This window comes from Staphylococcus sp. HMSC034C12, from assembly GCF_001835895.1.
In the GTDB taxonomy this organism is placed as follows: domain Bacteria; phylum Bacillota; class Bacilli; order Staphylococcales; family Staphylococcaceae; genus Staphylococcus; species Staphylococcus hominis.
Genome location: NZ_KV826330.1, coordinates 58,225 through 78,692 on the forward strand (window position 1 = coordinate 58,225; position 20,468 = coordinate 78,692).

At 31.0% G+C, this 20,468-nt stretch carries 17 protein-coding genes and 1 pseudogene; 14 read left to right on the forward strand and 4 right to left on the reverse strand.

All coding sequences use genetic code 11. The annotated features are described in order from the left end of the window. The 3 genes from HMPREF2629_RS06425 to HMPREF2629_RS06435 form a co-directional block, all read left to right on the forward strand. On the forward strand, nt 1–1,547 hold a 1,547-nt coding region (locus tag HMPREF2629_RS06425), incomplete at its 5' end, for a 3'-5' exonuclease (protein WP_070519338.1). 3 nt (nt 1,548–1,550) lie between these two features. Beyond that, nucleotides 1,551–3,554: an NAD-dependent DNA ligase LigA gene (gene ligA, locus HMPREF2629_RS06430; RefSeq protein WP_049379619.1), complete on the forward strand. Its 2,004-nt coding sequence runs from the start codon at nt 1,551–1,553 to the stop codon at nt 3,552–3,554. An 11-nt stretch (nt 3,555–3,565) separates the two neighbouring features. Further along, nucleotides 3,566–4,765, forward strand: a complete 1,200-nt coding sequence (locus HMPREF2629_RS06435; protein ID WP_017175243.1) for a CamS family sex pheromone protein — start codon at nt 3,566–3,568, stop codon at nt 4,763–4,765. Between the two features lie 59 nt (nt 4,766–4,824). Here HMPREF2629_RS06435 and putP read toward each other — a convergent pair whose 3' ends face one another. Further along, nucleotides 4,825–6,363: a sodium/proline symporter PutP gene (putP, locus tag HMPREF2629_RS06440; protein WP_049379620.1), complete on the reverse strand. Its 1,539-nt coding sequence runs from the start codon at nt 6,361–6,363 to the stop codon at nt 4,825–4,827. 421 nt (nt 6,364–6,784) lie between these two features. Here putP and gatC point away from each other — a divergent pair, with 421 nt between their 5' ends. From gatC to dinB, 7 genes are all read left to right on the forward strand, one after another. Next, nucleotides 6,785–7,087 carry an Asp-tRNA(Asn)/Glu-tRNA(Gln) amidotransferase subunit GatC gene (gene gatC, locus HMPREF2629_RS06445; protein ID WP_002450027.1) on the forward strand — a complete coding sequence of 101 codons (303 nt, stop codon included), beginning with the start codon at nt 6,785–6,787 and terminating at the stop codon, nt 7,085–7,087. 1 nt (nt 7,088) lies between these two features. Further along, entirely contained in the window at nt 7,089–8,546 is a 1,458-nt protein-coding gene (gatA, locus tag HMPREF2629_RS06450; protein WP_061544441.1) for an Asp-tRNA(Asn)/Glu-tRNA(Gln) amidotransferase subunit GatA, read from the forward strand. Between the two features lie 12 nt (nt 8,547–8,558). Continuing rightward, a complete protein-coding gene (gatB, locus tag HMPREF2629_RS06455) occupies nt 8,559–9,986 on the forward strand; it encodes an Asp-tRNA(Asn)/Glu-tRNA(Gln) amidotransferase subunit GatB (RefSeq protein WP_017175240.1) in 1,428 nt (475 codons plus the stop codon). A gap of 313 nt (nt 9,987–10,299) precedes the next feature. Then, complete coding sequence (locus tag HMPREF2629_RS06460; RefSeq protein WP_017175239.1) at nt 10,300–11,220, forward strand: diacylglycerol kinase; 921 nt, start codon at nt 10,300–10,302, stop codon at nt 11,218–11,220. A gap of 130 nt (nt 11,221–11,350) precedes the next feature. Then, nucleotides 11,351–12,712, forward strand: coding sequence for a 23S rRNA (uracil(1939)-C(5))-methyltransferase RlmD (rlmD, locus tag HMPREF2629_RS06465; protein ID WP_070813228.1), 1,362 nt, complete (start codon nt 11,351–11,353; stop codon nt 12,710–12,712). A 136-nt stretch (nt 12,713–12,848) separates the two neighbouring features. Further along, a complete protein-coding gene (locus tag HMPREF2629_RS06470; RefSeq protein WP_017175237.1) occupies nt 12,849–13,397 on the forward strand; it encodes a DUF3267 domain-containing protein in 549 nt (182 codons plus the stop codon). A 108-nt stretch (nt 13,398–13,505) separates the two neighbouring features. After that, a complete protein-coding gene (gene dinB, locus HMPREF2629_RS06475) occupies nt 13,506–14,576 on the forward strand; it encodes a DNA polymerase IV (RefSeq protein ID WP_017175236.1) in 1,071 nt (356 codons plus the stop codon). A 27-nt stretch (nt 14,577–14,603) separates the two neighbouring features. Here dinB and HMPREF2629_RS06480 read toward each other — a convergent pair whose 3' ends face one another. Further along, entirely contained in the window at nt 14,604–15,161 is a 558-nt protein-coding gene (locus HMPREF2629_RS06480) for a 3'-5' exonuclease (RefSeq protein WP_054105540.1), read from the reverse strand. A gap of 239 nt (nt 15,162–15,400) precedes the next feature. On the opposite strand from HMPREF2629_RS06480, the gene HMPREF2629_RS06485 reads away from it, so the two are divergent. Then, nucleotides 15,401–16,711, forward strand: coding sequence for a lipid II isoglutaminyl synthase subunit MurT (locus HMPREF2629_RS06485; RefSeq protein ID WP_049415628.1), 1,311 nt, complete (start codon nt 15,401–15,403; stop codon nt 16,709–16,711). Nucleotides 16,712–16,713: 2 nt separating this feature from the next. Further along, on the forward strand, nt 16,714–17,433 hold the full coding sequence (locus HMPREF2629_RS06490; protein WP_017175233.1) for a lipid II isoglutaminyl synthase subunit GatD: 720 nt from the start codon (nt 16,714–16,716) through the stop codon (nt 17,431–17,433). A 44-nt stretch (nt 17,434–17,477) separates the two neighbouring features. Here the strand turns inward: HMPREF2629_RS06490 and HMPREF2629_RS06495 are convergent, their stop codons facing one another. Next, on the reverse strand, nt 17,478–18,467 hold the full coding sequence (locus HMPREF2629_RS06495) for an FUSC family protein (protein ID WP_070813217.1): 990 nt from the start codon (nt 18,465–18,467) through the stop codon (nt 17,478–17,480). Nucleotides 18,468–18,640: 173 nt separating this feature from the next. Here HMPREF2629_RS06495 and map point away from each other — a divergent pair, with 173 nt between their 5' ends. Then, a complete protein-coding gene (gene map, locus HMPREF2629_RS06500) occupies nt 18,641–19,393 on the forward strand; it encodes a type I methionyl aminopeptidase (protein ID WP_049382583.1) in 753 nt (250 codons plus the stop codon). Nucleotides 19,394–19,647: 254 nt separating this feature from the next. On the opposite strand, the pseudogene HMPREF2629_RS11295 reads toward map, so the two are convergent. After that, nucleotides 19,648–19,740, reverse strand: a pseudogene (locus HMPREF2629_RS11295) (hypothetical protein); the annotation flags it as partial. Nucleotides 19,741–20,070: 330 nt separating this feature from the next. On the opposite strand from HMPREF2629_RS11295, the gene HMPREF2629_RS06505 reads away from it, so the two are divergent. Beyond that, nucleotides 20,071–20,457: a hypothetical protein gene (locus HMPREF2629_RS06505; RefSeq protein ID WP_070813218.1), complete on the forward strand. Its 387-nt coding sequence runs from the start codon at nt 20,071–20,073 to the stop codon at nt 20,455–20,457. The last annotated feature ends 11 nt before the right edge of the window (nt 20,458–20,468 follow it).

Below are 20,468 nucleotides of genomic sequence, written 5' to 3' on the forward strand. Positions count from 1 at the left end.
TCCATGTAGATGAGTATCAAGATACAAATAAAGCACAATATACACTTGTTAAATTACTTGCAAGTAAATTTAAAAATTTATGTGTTGTAGGTGATTCTGATCAATCAATATATGGATGGCGTGGTGCAGATATTCAAAATATATTATCTTTCGAGGAAGACTATCCTGAAGCAAAGACCATTTTCCTAGAACAAAATTATCGATCAACAAAAACCATTTTAACAGCTGCAAATGAAGTGATTAAACATAATACTGAACGGAAGCCTAAAGGGTTATGGACTGCAAATAATGGTGGAGAAAAGATTAAATATTATGAAGCGATGACTGAACGTGACGAAGCAGAATATGTAGTTCGTGAAATTATTAAACATCGTAAGTCTGAAAAAGACTATAATGATATGGCAATTTTGTATCGAACAAATGCACAATCACGTGTGTTAGAAGAAACATTTATGAAATCAAATATTCCTTATACGATGGTTGGAGGCCAAAAGTTCTATGATCGTAAAGAAATCAAAGATCTATTAAGTTATTTAAGAATAGTGGCAAATAGTAATGATGATATTAGTCTTCAAAGAATTATTAATGTTCCTAAAAGAGGGATAGGACCATCATCAGTTGATAAAATTCAACGATATGCACTAGATAACAATATTAGTATGTTTGATGCATTAGGAGAAGTGGATTTTATAGGGCTCTCTAAAAAAGTGACTCAAGAATGTATACAATTTTATGAAATGGTTCAAAACTTAATTAAAGAACAAGAATTTTTAGAAATTAGTGAGATTGTTGAGGAAATACTTGAAAAATCAGGATATCGTCAAATGTTAGAACATGAACAAACAATTGAATCACGTAGTCGTCTTGAAAATATTGATGAATTTATGTCTGTACCTAAAGACTATGAAAAAGATACACCTTTAGAAGAACAATCATTGATTAACTTTTTAACTGATTTATCACTTGTCGCAGATATTGATGAAGCACAAATTGATAGTGGTGTAACGTTAATGACCATGCATTCTGCAAAGGGATTAGAGTTCCCAATTGTATTCTTAATGGGTATGGAAGAATCACTTTTCCCTCATATTAGAGCAATTAAAAGTGATGACGAACATGAGATGGAAGAAGAAAGACGAATTTGTTATGTAGCCATCACACGTGCAGAAGAAGTGTTATATATTACACATGCAACTTCTCGTATGTTATTTGGACGTTCACAAGCAAATCTACCATCACGCTTCTTAAAAGAAATTCCTGAAGAATTATTAGAAACACCAGCAAAATCAAAACGACAAACAATCACTTCTAAGTCAACTACATCGTCAAAACGTGGTTTTAGTAAACGTACGACTTCTACTAAAAAACAAGTATCTGCTTCAGATTGGAAGGTAGGAGATAAAGTGACACATAAATCATGGGGCGAAGGTATGGTGAGTAATGTAAGTGAAAAAAATGGCTCTGTTGAATTAGATATTATATTTAAATCTGAAGGTCCTAAGCGTTTATTAGCTCAATTTGCGCCTATCGAAAAAAAGGAGGATTAGTAAATGGATAACATTCAAAATCGTGTCAATGAACTGCATGATTTATTAAATCAATATAGTTACGAATATTATGTAAAAGATAATCCTTCTGTACCTGATAGTGAATATGACAAATTATTACGTGAATTAATTGACATTGAAAATGCACATCCTGAACTAAAAACTGACGATTCTCCAACAGTTAGGGTTGGTGGAGAAGCTCAATCATCATTTGAAAAAGTAAATCACGAAACACCTATGCTTAGTTTAGGTAATGCTTTTAATGAAGAAGAACTAAGACGTTTTGATGAACGTATTCGAGAACATATTGGTAAAGTGGAATATATGTGTGAGCTAAAAATTGATGGTTTAGCAGTTTCTTTAAAGTATGAAGATGGACGATTTGTGCAGGGATTAACGCGAGGAGATGGTACCACAGGAGAAGATATTACAGAAAATCTACGTACTATTCATGCGATTCCTCTTAAAATTAAAGAACCTTTAAATGTCGAAGTTCGTGGAGAAGCATATATGCCACGTCGTTCCTTTATGAGATTGAATGATGAGAGAGAAAAAAATGAAGAACAACCATTTGCTAATCCACGTAATGCAGCAGCAGGTTCTTTAAGACAATTAGATCCTAAATTAGCTGCTAAACGTAAACTAAGTGTCTTTTTATATAGTGTAAATGATTTTACAGATTTTAACGCTACTACTCAAAGTGATGCATTAGATGAATTAGATCGTTTAGGTTTTAAAACTAATCATGAACGTGCACGCGTAGAAGATATAGAGGGTGTACTAGAATATATTAAAAAGTGGACTAAACAACGTGAACAGTTATCTTATGATATTGATGGAATTGTTATTAAAGTGAATGATCTTGATCAACAAGACGAAATGGGATTTACTCAAAAATCTCCACGTTGGGCAATAGCTTATAAGTTTCCAGCCGAAGAAGTTGTCACAGAACTTAAAGATATTGAATTAAGTATAGGACGTACTGGCGTCGTTACACCGACAGCCATTTTAGAACCTATTCGTGTTGCGGGTACTACAGTTTCAAGAGCATCGCTTCATAATGAAGATTTGATTAAAGAACGTGATATTAGAATCGGTGATAGCGTTATAGTGAAAAAAGCTGGAGATATTATTCCTGAAGTCGTAAGAAGTATTATTGACCGTCGTCCAAATGATGCAAAACCATACCGTATGCCAACGCATTGTCCAAGTTGTGGTCATGAATTAGTGCGTATTGAAGGAGAGGTTGCGCTTAGATGTATCAATCCAAAATGCCAAGCTCAACTTGTGGAAGGATTGATTCATTTTGTTTCTCGACAAGCGATGAATATAGACGGACTAGGAAATAAAATTATTCAGCAACTGTATCATCATCAACTTATTAAAGATGTAGGTGACATTTTCTATTTAAATAAAGAAGATTTATTGCCTTTAGAACGAATGGGTACAAAAAAAGTAGAAAACTTATTAAGCGCTATTGAACATGCAAAACAAAATTCTTTAGAACATTTATTATTTGGTTTAGGTATACGACATCTTGGCGCCAAAGCAAGTCAAATTTTAGCAGAGAAATTTGAAACCATGGATCGTTTACTTAAAGTGACAGAAGAAGAACTGATAGCGATTCATGATATTGGAGATAAATTAGCACAATCTGTAGTAACGTATCTAGATAATGAGGATATTAAAGCACTTATTGAAAAATTAAAAGATAAAAATGTCAACATGACATATAAAGGTGTTAAATCCTCTGAAATTGAAGGACATCCAGAATTTCAAAATAAGACTATTGTTCTTACTGGAAAATTACAACAAATGACACGTAAAGAAGCAACAACATGGTTAGAAATGCAAGGTGCTAAAGTAACAAGTAGTGTAACTAAAAGTACAGATTTAGTAATAGCTGGTGAAGATGCTGGCTCAAAATTGTCTAAAGCTGAACAATTTGATACAGAAATATGGTCCGAATCACAATTTATTGAAAAACAAAATGAAATATCAGAATAGAGGAGAACGTAATGAAGCGGTTATTATTATTAGTTATAACGTCGCTTATGATATTGACAGCGTGTGGCAATGGGAATGATAAAAATAGTCAGTCAAATAATAAGCAACAAGAACAAAATTCAAATAATGTAAAAACAGTTGCCACTGATCAAGAAGTTCAAGGAGATAATTATCGTACAATCTTACCATTTAAAGAAAGCCAAGCTCGTGGAGTATTACAAGATAATATGGCTAATAGCTATAACGGTGAAGATTTCGAAAATGGTTTATTACATCTAAGTAAGTCTGTATTTCCAACTGATAATTTTTTATATCAAGATGGGCAGTATTTAGACAAAAATACAGTTAACGCATATTTAAATCCCAAGTATTCTAAAGACGAAATTGATAATATGAGTGAAAGTGAAAAGGAATCAAAAAAAGCTACTGAAAATTTAGGTCTTAATCCATCACATGATGGAGAAACTAAACCAGAAAAAATAGCAGAAAGTTCTCCTGCTTATTTATCTAATATCTTAGAACAAGATTTTTATGATACAAATGATACAAAAGGAAAAACAATTAAAGGCATAACAATTGGTCTTGCTATGAATAGTGTCTATTATTATCAAAAAGAAAAAGATGGAGAAACATATAGCAAATCGCTAGATAATAAAGAAATTGAAAAACAAGGTAAAGCAATGGCTCAAGAGTTACTTACACGCCTTAGAGCAAATAAAGATTTGAAAAATATTCCAATTCACTTTGCAATATATGTTCAATCGAGTCAAGATGCAATTACGCCAGGACACTTTATTGCTAATACTACTGTTGATGACAAACAAACTAAAATTAATAAATGGAATAAAATTGATGAGATTTCAGCACTTTTACCTTCAACAGAAGCAGAAAAATATGACAAAAATCTAAATAATAATTTTAAGCAATTTAATGATGATCTTCAATCTTATTTCTCTAATTTTACTCAAGCAATTGGAAAAGTGAAATTTGTAGATAAGAAACCTAATAAACTAGTGATTGATTTGCCAATCGATTACTATGGTCAAGCTGAAACAATAGGAATTACACAATATGTAACAGAACAAGCTAAGAAATATTTTGATAATATAGATAGTTACGAAATTCGTATAAAAGATGGTAACAATTCAAGAGCACTTATTAGTAAAACAAAAGATGATAAAGACCCACAAGTCCATATTTATAGTAATTAATCAAAAAGAGGTTGTGACACGTCGTGTCACAGCCTCTTTTTAATATTCAATAAATTAATTTATTTTTCGCGAACAATGGTTTTAACTTGATTTAACTGTTGTTCAATAGAATAATTTGATTTATAGGTGAAGATGCTAACAAGGTATGTAACGATTACACTACTAATAAAACCAGGTATAATTTCATACATACCAAATAGTTCATTAATATTAGCAAGTGGTTTAACCCAGACAATCCAAATAATGACTACGAGAGCTCCAGCAATCATACCACTTATCGCACCCGCACGTGTTAGTTTTTTCCAATATAAAGAAAAAAGAACAAGTGGACTAAACGCTGCACCAAAACCAGCCCAAGCATTTCCGACTAGGTTTAATATAGTGTCATTAGGAGACCAAGCAATAGCAAGAGCTACAATGGCTACAGCTAACACAGATAATCTGCCTACAAGTACAAATTCTTTTTGATGTGACTGAGCATGTTCTTCACCGCGAATGAGCTTATAGAAATCTTCTGTAAGTGAGCTTGAAGTCACTAATAATTGTGAAGAAATTGTACTCATAATAGCAGCTAGAATGGCAGCAAGTAAGAATCCACCTACTAAAGGATGGAAAAGAACTTGGCTCATTATAATAAATAATGTTTCTGGATCGTCCATTTTAATGTGATTTTTCGAAATAAAAGCAATTCCAGTTAACCCTACACCCACAGCTCCAAGTAAACCTACAATCATCCAACTTATTCCTAAGCGTCGTGCTTTAGGTAAAAGTTTGTGAGATTTAATAGACATAAATCGTACAATAATATGAGGCTGACCAAAATAACCTAATCCCCATGCAAATAATGAAATCATACCTAAAAAAGTAGTGCCTCTAAATAAATCCATATTAGTTGGTTTCATTTCAGCTACTTGATGGAATGTATCCCATCCACTAAGTTGCATCAAAGCAACTATTGGTACCATTACCATTGCGATAAGCATAATAACCCCTTGGAAAAAGTCAGTAATAGAAACAGCTAAATATCCTCCGAAAAAGGTATATAAAATGACAATAATTGCGACTGAAATAAGTCCCCAATGATAATTTAATCCAAATGCGCTTTCGAATAATTTACCTCCAGAAACGAAGCCAGAGTGCGTATATAAAGTGAAAAAAATAACAATAATAAGACCAGAAATAATTTTAATGATATTATGTTTATCATTAAGACGATTTTTGAAAAAATCAGGGAGCGTAATTGCATCTCCAGCAACTTCTGTATATACTCTAAGCCTTGGTGCAACAACTAGATAGTTAACATAGGCACCAATAGTTAAACCAATCGTAATCCATATTGCCGATAAACCTGTGCTATAAACTGACCCTGGAAGTCCCATAATCATCCAACCACTCATATCTGAAGCACCGGCTGATAAAGCAGTAATATATGGGCCTATATTTCTCCCACCTAACATATACTCACTTAAATTGCCGGTTGCCTGTTTATAACCATAGTAACCAATCACTAGCAGAATAATAAAATAGATTGCAATCATAATATAAGTCTGCCAGCTTGTGTTAGCATGAGTACCTAAATTTGCACCTAATACAAACATTGTAATTACCCCCTTTAAAACTTTTAAATTTATGTTTTTCAACAACATTGTACTGAAAAAAGAAGTGACGATTTTTAAATTAGTTACATGTAATATTATACAATGATATTTATAGATTAGAGAAGTAAAATTTTATCTATAAATAACAGTCTATTTCAATGTAATGATAAGTGTTAACGAGAATTATAGTATAGATAAAAAATAATTCATTTTATTATATAACGTTAATATTAATAAATTATTAATAGAAATTAATGTATATTTATAGATAACTATATAAATGAGTTACATAAGAAAGTTATTTTAATACTTAACTTTGCTAAGAATAGTTAATACACTGAGTATAATAAATATTTAGATTTTTAACTGAAAATTTGATACAATTTTATGATGAATGAGTAATAAGGAGGCTTTTTTAATAATGACTAAAGTTACACGCGAAGAAGTTGAACATATAGCACATTTAGCAAGACTTCAAATTTCTCCTGAAGAAACTGAAGAAATGGCTAATACACTTGAAAGTATCTTAGATTTTGCAAAGCAAAATGATTCAGCAGATACTGAAGGTGTGGAACCAACATATCATGTCTTAGATTTACAAAATGTGTTACGTGATGATAAAGCAATCGAGGGTATTCCTCAAGAACTTGCATTAAAAAATGCGAAAGAAACAGAAGACGGTCAATTTAAAGTACCAGCTATCATGAATGAGGAGGACGCTTAAGATGAGTATTCGTTATGAATCTGTTGAAACACTTTCAGAAATGATTAAGAGTAAAAAAATTAAACCTTCTGAAGTAGTTAAAGATATTTATGATGCTATTGAAGAAACAGATCCAACAATTAAATCATTTTTAGCTTTGGATAAAGAAAATGCAATTAAAAAAGCTAAAGAATTAGATGAGTTACAAGCTAAAGATCAATTTGAAGGTAAATTATTTGGAATCCCAATGGGAATTAAAGATAATATTATCACTAAAGATGTCGAAACAACTTGTGCAAGTAAAATGTTAGAAGGTTTTGTACCGATTTATGAATCAACAGTGATGAATAAATTACATCAAGAAAATGCAGTGTTAATCGGCAAATTAAATATGGATGAATTTGCAATGGGTGGTTCTACAGAAACATCTTATTTCAAAAAAACTGTCAATCCATTTGATCATCAAGCAGTTCCAGGAGGATCTTCTGGAGGTTCAGCTGCAGCAGTAGCAGCAGGACTAGTACCATTTAGTTTAGGGTCTGATACTGGTGGATCAATCAGACAACCAGCTGCATATTGTGGTGTAGTAGGTATGAAACCTACATATGGTCGTGTATCACGTTTTGGTTTAGTTGCTTTTGCATCTTCATTAGATCAAATTGGGCCAATTACTCGTAATGTTAAAGATAATGCGATGGTATTAGAAGCAATTGCAGGTGCAGACAAAAATGACTCTACAAGTGCACCGGTTGAAGACGTTGATTTTACTTCAGAAATTGGTAAAGATATCAAAGGTCTTAAAATTGCACTTCCTAAAGAATACTTAGGAGAAGGTGTTAGTGAGGAAGTAAAAACCTCTGTAAAACAAGCAGTAGAAACATTAAAGTCACTTGGTGCAGAAGTTGATGAAGTGTCATTACCAAACACTAAATATGGTATTCCTTCTTATTATGTAATTGCATCATCTGAAGCATCTGCAAACTTAGCACGTTTCGATGGTATTCGTTATGGCTACCATTCAAAAGAAGCGCAAACATTAGAAGAATTATACAAAATGTCTCGTTCTGAAGGCTTTGGAGACGAAGTTAAACGTCGTATCTTCTTAGGTACATTCGCATTAAGTTCTGGTTATTATGATGCATTTTATAATAAATCTCAAAAAGTTAGAACATTAATTAAAAATGACTTCGATAAAGTATTCGACAATTATGATGTTGTTGTAGGACCTACAGCTCCAACAACAGCGTTTAATTTAGGCGAAGAAATTGATGATCCTTTAACAATGTATGCAAATGACTTATTAACTACGCCTGTTAACTTAGCTGGTTTACCTGGCATTTCTGTGCCATGTGGCCAATCAAACGGACGTCCAATCGGTTTACAATTTATTGGTAAACCATTTGATGAGAAAACATTATATCGTGTGGCATATCAATATGAAACACAATTTAACTTACACGACGCATACGAAAAATTATAAGGAGTGGAAATAATGCATTTTGAAACAGTTATCGGACTTGAAGTTCACGTTGAATTAAAAACAGACTCAAAAATGTTCTCTCCATCACCAGCGCATTTTGGGGCTGAACCTAACTCAAACACTAATGTTATTGATTTAGCTTATCCGGGTGTCTTACCTGTTGTAAATAGAAGAGCAGTAGATTGGGCGATGCGTGCGTCAATGGCTCTAAACATGGACATTGCTACAAATTCTAAATTTGATCGCAAGAACTATTTTTATCCAGATAATCCGAAAGCATATCAAATTTCTCAATTTGATCAACCAATCGGTGAAAATGGATATATTGATATTGAAGTTGATGGTGAAACGAAACGTATTGGTATTACTCGTCTTCATATGGAAGAAGATGCAGGTAAATCAACTCATAAAGATGGTTACTCTTTAGTAGACTTAAACCGTCAAGGTACACCATTAATAGAGATTGTATCTGAACCAGATATTCGTTCTCCTAAAGAAGCATATGCTTATTTAGAAAAATTACGTTCAATTATCCAATATACTGGTGTATCTGATTGTAAAATGGAAGAAGGTTCACTACGTTGTGACGCTAATATTTCATTACGTCCTTACGGTCAAAAAGAATTCGGTACTAAAACTGAATTGAAAAATCTAAACTCATTTAACTATGTTAGAAAAGGTTTAGAATACGAAGAAAAACGTCAAGAAGAAGAATTATTAAACGGTGGTACGATTGGTCAAGAAACACGTCGTTTTGATGAATCAACTGGTAAAACTATTTTAATGCGTGTTAAAGAAGGTTCTGATGATTATCGTTACTTCCCAGAACCAGATATTGTACCTTTATATGTCGATGATGAGTGGAAAGAACGTGTGCGACAAACCATTCCAGAATTGCCTGACGAACGTAAAGCTAAATATGTTAATGAATTAGGCTTACCTGAATATGATGCACATGTATTAACCCTTACTAAAGAAATGTCTGATTTCTTTGAAGGTGCGATTGAACATGGCGCAGATGTTAAACTAACATCTAACTGGTTGATGGGTGGCGTTAATGAATATCTTAATAAAAATCAAGTAGATTTAGAAGATACAAAATTAACTCCTGAAAATCTTGCTGGAATGATTAAGCTTATTGAAGATGGAACAATGAGTAGTAAAATTGCCAAAAAAGTATTCCCAGAATTAGCTGAAAATGGTGGAGATGCTAAACAAATTATGGAAGATAAAGGTTTAGTTCAAATCTCAGATGAAGCTACACTATTAAAATTTGTTAATGAAGCTTTAGATAATAATCCACAATCTGTTGAAGATTATAAAAATGGTAAAGGCAAAGCTATGGGCTTCTTAGTGGGTCAAATTATGAAAGCTTCAAAAGGTCAAGCTAATCCTCAAAAAGTTAATCAATTATTAAAACAAGAATTGGATAAAAGATAATAGCTCATCTCATATGAGGTATTAAATATAAGTTTAAGATAAACTGTTCACAAAGCGTTTGAGATTGTGAACAGTTTTTTATTCATATTTCTAGAGAAAAGGATATTGGATTTCATTAGGATAGATAAGCAAAGTATTTAGTTTGTTCCTAGTGTCAAAAGAATGAAATATTCTTTACTTCGGTTAGTTTCTTACAACATTTGTACAACAAAATGATACCTACAAAAATTTAAAAGAATGGGTATAAATACTTTTAACTCATTCATAAATCATTTAATATAGTGTTATGTAATAAAAAGTAGAGGGATAACTTATGAGAAAACGAGCAAGAATCATTTATAATCCAACTTCTGGAAAGGAGCTATTTAAACGTACTTTACCAGATGTTTTAATAAAGTTAGAACGTGCAGGTTATGAAACAAGTGCTTATGCAACTGAACGAGAAGGAGATGCTACACTTGAAGCGGAACGTGCACTTGAACAAAACTATGATATTATTATAGCCGCTGGCGGTGATGGCACTTTAAATGAAGTTGTAAATGGAATTGCTGAACAACCCAATAGACCTAAATTAGGTATTATACCTATGGGTACAGTGAATGATTTTGGACGAGCTTTACATTTACCAAATGATATTATGGGTGCAGTAGATGTTATTATTAAAGGTCATACGACAAAAGTAGATATTGGAAAAATGAATAACCGATATTTTATAAATTTAGCTGCTGGAGGTAAGCTCACGCAAGTATCCTATGAAACACCTAGTCGCTTAAAATCTATTGTTGGACCTTTTGCATATTATATAAAAGGTTTCGAAATGTTGCCGCAAATGAAGGCAGTCGATTTGAGAATTGAATATGATAATGAGGTATTCCAAGGGGAAGCACTATTATTCTTACTAGGGCTTACCAATTCAATGGCAGGCTTTGAAAAACTTGTACCTGATGCTAAGTTAGATGATGGGTATTATACTTTAATTATCGTTGAGAAAGCAAACTTAGCTGAATTAGGCCATATCATGACATTAGCTTCTAGAGGTGAACATACCAAACATCCTAAAGTAATATATAAAAAAGCAAAATCAATTAATATTTCATCATTTACAGATATGCAATTAAATGTAGATGGAGAATATGGTGGTAAATTACCTGCAAACTTTTTAAATTTAAAACAGCATATTGAAGTTTGTACTCCTAAAGATATTTATAATGATGAGATATCTGAAAATCATTAAAGTATTTAAGAATTAAACGAATTAGGGAAAATGAAATAAGAAGTTAAAAAGAGGTTATCTATAATTTCTAGTTTGAAAAGGTAAGAAGTTATACGTACCTCTTTTTCATATGGAGTGAAAAATAATAGTGATGATTAATAAAAATGATGTAATAAAAGGAAAAGTGATAGATTTAACGCATGAAGGACATGGTGTGATTAAATTAGATCGTTATCCTATTTTTGTTCCTAATGTGTTAATTGATGAAGAAGTAGAGTTTAAGGTAATTAAAGTAAAGAAAAACTTTGCTATTGGTAAACTATTAAAAGTACTAAAACAAAGTGAGCAAAGAGTAACACCTCCTTGTATATATTATGAGAAATGTGGAGGATGCCAGTTACAACATATGTCTTATGAATCTCAGCTAAAAATGAAAAAACAACAAGTTGTTAATTTATTTCATAAAAAGGCGAAATTAGAGGAAACAGTGATTCACGATACTATTGGTATGAATCATCCATGGCGATATAGAAATAAATCCCAGCTTCCTGTAGGTAAAGATAAAAATAATAAAACGATAATGGGATATTACCGTCAAAGAAGTCATGACATCATTGATATGGATAGTTGCTTAATTCAAGATGAAAAACAACAAGAACTAATGAATGATATAAAACAGTGGTTAAATGAATTGAATGTAAGCATTTATAATGAAAAAAATAAAAAAGGGTTATTACGTCATGTAGTCATTCGAACAAGTCATTATACAAATGAAATTATGGTTATATTTGTAACAAATGGTTCTAAATTTAAAGAAGCTGAAACGCTAGTACATAGACTAACAGAGGTATATCCTGACATAACAAGTATTAAGCAAAATATTAATAATTCACATTCAAATGTCATAATGGGTAAGCAATCGATGACTTTATATGGAAAAGATAAAATTACAGACAAGTTAAGTGAAACTATTTTTGAAATTAGTGATCAATCGTTTTATCAAATTAATTCTGTTCAAACAGAAAAATTATATCAGAAAGCTATTGACTATGCTCAATTAAGTGGAAATGAAATTGTTTTAGATACATATTGTGGTATAGGAACGATTGGGCTTTACATGGCACCAGTGGCTAAACATGTATATGGTGTCGAAATTGTGCCATCAGCTATTGAAGATGCCAAGCAAAATGCTTTAATTAATCATTTTGATAATACAACGTTCGAATGTGGTAAAGCAGAAGAAGTGATAATTGAATGGAAACAAAAAGGAATAGAACCTGATGTTATCATGGTCGATCCTCCACGAAAAGGATGCGATCAAGTCTTTATAGAAACATTATTAGAGTTAGCCCCTAAGCGCATTATCTATATTTCATGTAATCCTTCAACACAACAAAGAGATGCTCAACTTTTAGCTAATCTATATCATTTAAAAGAAATAACACCAGTCGATATGTTTCCACATACAACACATATTGAAACTGTGGCCTTATTCGAAAGAAAAACAGTGTAATTAAATTAAAGTAAATGAGGAGAAGTTTATTAAAATAAGATTACAAAGGGTTTAAGTTATTTATAATCGCTTTCATTCTAACACTTCTACATGTATACTATGAAAGAGTTTTAGTGAAATGAGTGGAGGTTGACAGATGCACAAAATTGATTTATCACACAATCGAATCAAAATATCAAAATTACTTACCATTCAAGTTGTTATGATGTTATTTGCAATTTTATTTACATATAAGTGGGCAGTTAATTATGTTGATATTATTGAACAACGTTTTTTGACAAATGTCATTTATGGAATACTTGGTTTTATTGGAGTATTAATTATTCACGAATTAATACATAAATGTTTATTTTTTATCTTTTCTAAAGGACAGAAACCACAATTTAAATATAAAAATGGAATTTTGCTCATTTATTTGTCATCTAAATACTTTAATAAATGGCAATTTTGTGCAGTCATGCTTGCACCATTAGTAATCATTACAATAGGGTTAATGATTTCATTTTACCACTTTGCTTACTCTTCTATTATATTTATATCAAGCATACACATCGGATATTGTTTGATTGATATATATCTAGCAGGTATAACAATTATTAACAAATTTAAATATATTCGTTCTACTGATGAAGGTATCTTTATGTATCATCATTTGCCTATATCTATAAATAATGACTATGAATAAACATCTGCATAAGTCTTAATATTATTATAAATGCATTTATAAAGTGTTTTCTTTTAGGGTGCAGTATAATAGTATTGAGGCTTATTTTATTTAAAAAGGAGTGAGACAATGACAGAAAGGAGAATCGTTCATATTGATATGGATTGTTTCTACGCTCAGGTAGAAATGAGAGATAATCCTAAATTACAAGGAAAACCTGTCATTGTAGGTGGAAAAGCAAGTCATCGAGGAGTCGTTTCAACCGCTTCATATGAAGCACGTAAATATGGTGTTCATTCAGCAATGCCTATGTCGCAAGCACATAAACTATGTCCAAATGGGTACTATGTTAGAGCAAGATTTGATGTATATCGTGAAGTTTCAAGTAAGATAATGGAAATTTTTAAACAGTATACTGAAATTGTAGAACCTTTAGCACTAGATGAAGCGTATTTAGATATTACTCATTTAGTTAAACCTCATCGATCAGCATCAAAAATTGCTTCAAACATACGTAAAGATATCTTCAATAAAACAGGTTTAACGTCTTCTGCTGGTGTTTCTTATAATAAATATTTAGCTAAATTAGCTAGTGGAATGAATAAGCCTAATGGAATGATGGTTATTCATTATCAGAATGTGCATGACATACTAATGAACTTAGATATAGGTGATTTTCCAGGCGTTGGAAAAGCTTCTAAAAAAATCATGCATGAACATGATATTTATACTGGTAAAGATTTATATAGCAAATCGGAATTTGAATTGATTCGCTGGTTTGGAAAAAAAGGACGAGGACTTTATCAAAAAGCAAGAGGCATTGATGATAGTGAAGTAAAAGCAAGTAGGATTCGTAAGTCAGTAGGAACCGAACGTACTTTTTCAACAGATATTAATGATGATAAAGAGATTCTACAAAAAATATGGGAACTTTCTCGTAAAACATCTGAACGATTAACTCAATTGCAAAAATCTGGCACAACAGTTACTGTCAAAATTAAAACGCATCGCTTTGAAACTTATTCTAAACAAAGAAGTTTGAGAGAAGCGGTAAGTAAAGACATTGATATTTATAATATAGCTTATGATTTATATCATGAATTAAAAGACCCTGATGTACCTATCAGATTAATTGGGGTTACAGTAGGTCATCTAGAGCAATCAACATATCAAAATATGACCATTTATGATTTCATTTAAAGATAGAAATAGATAAGATGTTTTAAATTATCTATTTCTATCTTTTAAATTTTTACCATGAAATTGAAGCACACTTTGTAAGCTATCATAGTGTTTTAATAATCTATAAGTAATCATTGCGCAAGCTTTTGCGTCATTCAGGGCATCATGATGGCTATGAAAATTTAAGTTGTAATGGTTCATTAGATGTTTTAATCCATATCGATAAGCTTTGATCGTACGTCTAGCAAGTTGATATGAGCAGAAATAGGTAAGTGAGGGAACAGCTATGTTTAAATGTTTTAAGCTTTGATGTAATACACCCATATCAAAAGCAGCATTATGTGCCACTACGGGTAATTGATTTATAAATTGCAACATATATGGAAAGACTTCTTTAAAATCTGGCGCACCTTTAACATCCTCAGGATGAATACCATGAACATGAATATTTGTTTCCGAAAAATAGTCATGAGGATTAACAAGCGTGTAAAACGTTTCGACTATTTCGTTATCTACTACTTTTACCATGCCAACAGAACAAATACTTGTTCTTTTTTTATTTGCAGTTTCAAAATCCAAAGCTATAAATGAATTTTTAAGCATTCTATATTCCTTTCTAAATATTTAAAATGAATTATTCACAGTTTAACAGAAAGTACGATTTAAATATAAATAATTGCTTTTTTCATAATCTATAGATAACAGAGTAAAAAATAGATACGGAATTTAAAGTGAAAAAGTTATAATTAGAAGTGTATTGTGTTACTTTTAATTGAGAATATTTTTTGTTACTTTAGATACATGATATAATTACTCGAGTGAATTATGCGAGGAGGAAAGACATGAGACAATGGACAGCAACACACTTGGCTAAACTAGCACGCAAGATAAGTATCGCAGCAGGAAAAAAAGGAACTGATTTACCAGGTCAAATTGCTCGCAAAGTAGATCAAAATATTTTACGAAAGTTAGCTTCACAAGTTGATGATATTGTTTTTATCAGTGGAACAAATGGTAAAACAACAACTTCCAATTTGATTGGGCACACTTTAAAAGCAAATAATATTGAAATTATACATAATAATGAAGGTGCTAACATGGCTGCTGGAATTACTTCGGCATTCATCATGAAAAATGTAAAAGATATTAAAGTAGCGGTCATTGAAATTGATGAGGGTTCAATTCCAAAAGTATTAAAAGAAGTTACACCTTCAATGATGGTATTTACTAATTTCTTTCGTGACCAAATGGATCGATTTGGTGAAATTGATATTATGGTTAATAATATTGCAAAATCAATTAGTAATAAAGGGATTAAATTAATTTTAAATGCCGATGATCCATTTGTAAGTCGTTTGAAAATAGCGAGTGATACAATTGTATATTACGGAATGAAAGCCCATGCACATGAATTTGAACAAAGTACTATGAATGAAAGTAAATATTGTCCGAATTGTGGTAGATTATTAACTTATGATTATACCCATTATAATCAATTAGGACATTATCATTGTGAATGTGGATTTAAGCGTGAAACACCTAAATATGAAGTTTCACAATTTGAGGTGCAACCATTTATTGATATGGATGTGAACGATGCGCACTTTGAAATGAAAATTGCTGGTGATTTTAATGCTTTTAATGCACTTGCTGCATATTCAGTATTAAAAGAGTTAGGCTTAAATAATGATGCAATTCGTAAAGGATTTAAAACATACACTTCAAATAATGGTCGAATGCAATACTTTAAGCGTGGTCAAAAAGAAGCAATGATTAATTTAGCTAAAAATCCTGCTGGCATGAATGTGAGTCTATCAGTCGGAGATCAACTTAAAGAAAAAAAAGTATATGTTATCAGTCTGAATGATAATGCTGCTGATGGCAGAGATACATCTTGGATTTACGATGCGGATTTTGAAAAGTTACGTAATCAAAATATAGAAAAAATTATTGTAACGGGTACAAGAGCAGAAGAATTACAACTTAGACTGAAATTAGCTGAAGTAGATGTTCCAATTATTTTAGAGAAAGATATTTATAAAGCTACAGCTTTAACTATGAATTATGCAGGCTTTACAGTAGCGATTCCAAATTATACATCACTTTCACCTATGTTAGAACAACTTAATCGCTCATTTGCAGGAGGACGTTAGATATGTACGAATTAACAGTTTTTCATTTTATGTCGGACAAATTAAATTTATATAGTGATATAGGAAATATTATTGCTTTAAAACAGAGAGCAAAAAAACGCAATATTAATTTAAAAGTTATCGAAATTAATGAAACTGAGGGAGTTACATTAGAAAATTGCGATATTTTCTTTATTGGTGGGGGTAGTGATAGAGAACAAAGTATCGCTACTAAAGAGTTAAGTAAAATTAAAACTATATTAAAAGATGCAATAGAAGATGGAATGCCAGGTTTAACCATTTGTGGTGGATATCAATTTTTAGGTACTAAATATATTACTCCTGATGGTACAGAGTTAGAAGGACTTGGAATTTTAGACTTTTATACAAAGTCAAAAACAGATCGTTTAACAGGAGATATCGTAATTAAAAGTGATACATTTGGAACAATAGTAGGTTTTGAAAATCACGGTGGTCGTACATATCATAACTTTGATACATTAGGTCATGTAGTAACCGGGTATGGTAATAATGATGATGATAAAAAAGAAGGTATACATTATAAAAACTTATTAGGAACTTACCTACATGGGCCTATATTACCGAAAAATCATGAACTTACTGATTATTTATTAGAGAAGGCATGTGAACGTAAAGGAATTCCATTTACACCAAAACAATTAGATAACACTGAAGAAGAAGCGGCGAAATATGTTATTATTGAACGTTCAGAAAAAGAATAAAAACGTTGGATGACTTGAATTATTTCAATTCATCCAACGTTTTTTTATGCTTTAACAAATCGATTATCTAGTAAATTGTAGATAAGTAAAATTTCATAAATAACGTGACTCTTAATTTGATTCTTATCGAATTCTTCTAGTATTTTGACTGAAGATTTTAAAGTAGATATAGATTTAGATTCTCTTTTAAAAACTCCATCTAAAGGGATATTGTTGATACTATTACTAATTTTTATAATTGCCATTTTTTCCTCAGTAGTAAAACAAATATTTACGTTTTTTGGTAAATAAATAATATTTGATAAATGTGTAGCAAGAAGTCTATCAATATATGCTCTATTTGACATATCTTTTAATTGTTTCCATTTATCTTCGTTATTTTTATGATAGCGTAATTCATCTCGTTGATAATTCATTAAAGTATCTGTTTTTTTATTCATATTAGATAAGGTTGCTAATGATGTATTACTATTATCTGAATCAAATTTTCCTAATAATAATTCATGACATCTAGAAGCGAATAGTTCATACAAATTATTTTCTGAATGAATTAAGTTCTCTTCGATTTGATGATAATATTTAGGCGGTAATACGAAAAAATTTACTAATCCAGCAGTTACTAGACCAATTAAAGCTGTTAAGAGTCTTGAGAAAAAATTAAAAAGATAGGCTTCATGAATACCAGGTATCATAGCAACTGAAGTTAATACTGCAACAGTTGTACCAACTTGGAGATTTAATTTTGTACACGCTAAAATAGTAAAAATAGCACTAAAGGTGTAAGTAAATGGAGATTGATCGCCGAAGATATAAGTAAAAATAACTGCAAACAATGCACCTATGACGGTAGCAGGAAGTCGACGATAACCTTTTCGTAAAGAAGCTTTAGCAGTTGGTTCAATCGAAACAATTGCTGTTAAAATTGCAAATATAGGAGTTAAGTTTAATAGTAAACAAAATAAAGTTGTTAGAAAAGTAGCTAGCCCCGTTTTTATTGTTCTAGCGCCTATAATATGTTTATACCATTGATTCATATTGTTAAATCCTCTCAAAGAACGAACGTGATGATTATAATGTTAGAATAAGTTTAATATCAAGTTTGATGTAGTGAGACATCAAGTCAGTAGATATTACATTTCTTATTTAGTATATCAAAAAATTTTTGGTATAATAAGGTGGAATATTTTTTAAAAAGGAACGGGATAATATGATTGTAAAAACAGATGAAGAATTACAAGCGTTAAAAGAAATAGGATATATATGTGCAAAAGTGCGAGATACAATGCAAGAAGCAACTAAACCTGGGATTACTACAAAAGAATTAGACAATATCGCTAAAGAATTATTTGAAGAACATGGTGCAATCTCAGCACCTATTCATGATGAAAAATTCCCAGGTCAAACTTGTATTAGTGTTAATGAAGAAGTCGCTCATGGAATACCTGGTAAACGTATTATTCGTGAAGGGGACTTAGTTAATATAGATGTTTCAGCATTAAAAAATGGATATTATGCAGATACTGGCATTTCTTTTGTAGTAGGAGAAGCGGATAACCCTTTAAAACAAAAAGTATGTGATGTAGCACTTGAAGCATTTGATGCAGCAATGGCTAAAGTAAAACCAGGTACAAAACTAAGTAATATTGGTAAAGCGGTACATGCTACAGCACGTAAAAATGATTTAACTGTTATTAAAAATTTAACAGGTCATGGTGTAGGACAATCTTTACATGAAGCGCCAAGTCATGTTATGAATTATTATGATCCTAAAGATAAGACGCTTTTAAAAGAAGGCGTAGTCATTGCAGTAGAACCTTTTATTTCATCTAAAGCAACATTTGTTACTGAAGGCAAAAATGACTGGGCATTTGAAACTAAAGATAAAAGCTTTGTGGCCCAAATTGAGCATACTGTCATTGTTACGAAAGATGGTCCGATGTTAACAACAAAAATTGATTAAGAAAAATGAAGTTGAAAAGAAGTCATTTTGATGTCGTCGTCCCATACTGATAATGATTCCCCAACATAGAGATGTTCCATAAAGAACGTCTCTATGTTGGGATTCAGCGTCTCTGATGATGTTGAAAAAACTTGTGATAAAATGTATTTTCAAGAATTGTTAGTATATTAAAAAGAGTCCGGAACATAAAGTTTCTGGATAAGTGAAAAAAGACAATTTCTATGCCTAAGACAACAATGATGTCTTAGGCTTTTTTATGACCAACGTTGTTCTACTTTGCCAAATTTCCAAATAAGAGTGGACATAAAACATGTAATCAAAAATAAAGCTACCAAAATATAGCTTAATTAGTCAAAGTGAATCGACTGAACAATATTACAAAATACTCATTTTACTGAAACACCTAAAAGAACAGACTTTAAAAACACAACACCAAATAATAAATAGTTAGTATCAGCGATAAATGAAAAACTAAATTCGAACATGTGAAGTAAAATAATGTTTAAAATATATGGACACCATCTTAAATCACTCTTCTTAATGGTATTCAACTCATATCCTTATTTTTAAATTAAAATTAATCGTACTTAAGTATGAGAAGAAAATGGTTCCTAGGACTATATTAAGTAAGATTTCACTCATTTATAATAAAGTTTAGTAAACAACGAGGTGGTTCTATGAATTATTTAGATTTATATTTACAACACTTTTTAAAAATAATTATAAAAAATAATATTAATGATTATCGTTCATTATTAGATGATAAGCTTCAGAGTATGGAACGATATATAAAATATTTAAAAAATAAAAAAGAAAAAATCAATACTTTAATTGACAGTTTATCTGCTACACTAGAGAATAAGTATATTGATATGATAAATATGTACAATATAAAGAATGCTCAGGAAGTTCATAATAATGAAATAGATTTATTAAAACAACGATTAGATAAATTTGAAGCATATTATGCCAAAATTGAAGCTAATATTCATCGTTGTACGAAAGAATGTATTGCTGCAGAAGAACAATATTCAATAATTGAACAAATGAGTTATGTAGCTTAATTAAAATCAGG

Coding starts and splice junctions, on each gene's coding strand:
- ligA (WP_049379619.1), top strand. CDS start 1,551: ATGGATAACATTCAAAATCGTGTCAATGAACTGCATGATTTATTAAAT.
- HMPREF2629_RS06435 (WP_017175243.1), top strand. CDS start 3,566: ATGAAGCGGTTATTATTATTAGTTATAACGTCGCTTATGATATTGACA.
- putP (WP_049379620.1), bottom strand. CDS start 6,363: ATGTTTGTATTAGGTGCAAATTTAGGTACTCATGCTAACACAAGCTGG.
- gatC (WP_002450027.1), top strand. CDS start 6,785: ATGACTAAAGTTACACGCGAAGAAGTTGAACATATAGCACATTTAGCA.
- gatA (WP_061544441.1), top strand. CDS start 7,089: ATGAGTATTCGTTATGAATCTGTTGAAACACTTTCAGAAATGATTAAG.
- gatB (WP_017175240.1), top strand. CDS start 8,559: ATGCATTTTGAAACAGTTATCGGACTTGAAGTTCACGTTGAATTAAAA.
- HMPREF2629_RS06460 (WP_017175239.1), top strand. CDS start 10,300: ATGAGAAAACGAGCAAGAATCATTTATAATCCAACTTCTGGAAAGGAG.
- rlmD (WP_070813228.1), top strand. CDS start 11,351: ATGATTAATAAAAATGATGTAATAAAAGGAAAAGTGATAGATTTAACG.
- HMPREF2629_RS06470 (WP_017175237.1), top strand. CDS start 12,849: ATGCACAAAATTGATTTATCACACAATCGAATCAAAATATCAAAATTA.
- dinB (WP_017175236.1), top strand. CDS start 13,506: ATGACAGAAAGGAGAATCGTTCATATTGATATGGATTGTTTCTACGCT.
- HMPREF2629_RS06480 (WP_054105540.1), bottom strand. CDS start 15,161: ATGCTTAAAAATTCATTTATAGCTTTGGATTTTGAAACTGCAAATAAA.
- HMPREF2629_RS06485 (WP_049415628.1), top strand. CDS start 15,401: ATGAGACAATGGACAGCAACACACTTGGCTAAACTAGCACGCAAGATA.
- HMPREF2629_RS06490 (WP_017175233.1), top strand. CDS start 16,714: ATGTACGAATTAACAGTTTTTCATTTTATGTCGGACAAATTAAATTTA.
- HMPREF2629_RS06495 (WP_070813217.1), bottom strand. CDS start 18,467: ATGAATCAATGGTATAAACATATTATAGGCGCTAGAACAATAAAAACG.
- map (WP_049382583.1), top strand. CDS start 18,641: ATGATTGTAAAAACAGATGAAGAATTACAAGCGTTAAAAGAAATAGGA.
- HMPREF2629_RS06505 (WP_070813218.1), top strand. CDS start 20,071: ATGAATTATTTAGATTTATATTTACAACACTTTTTAAAAATAATTATA.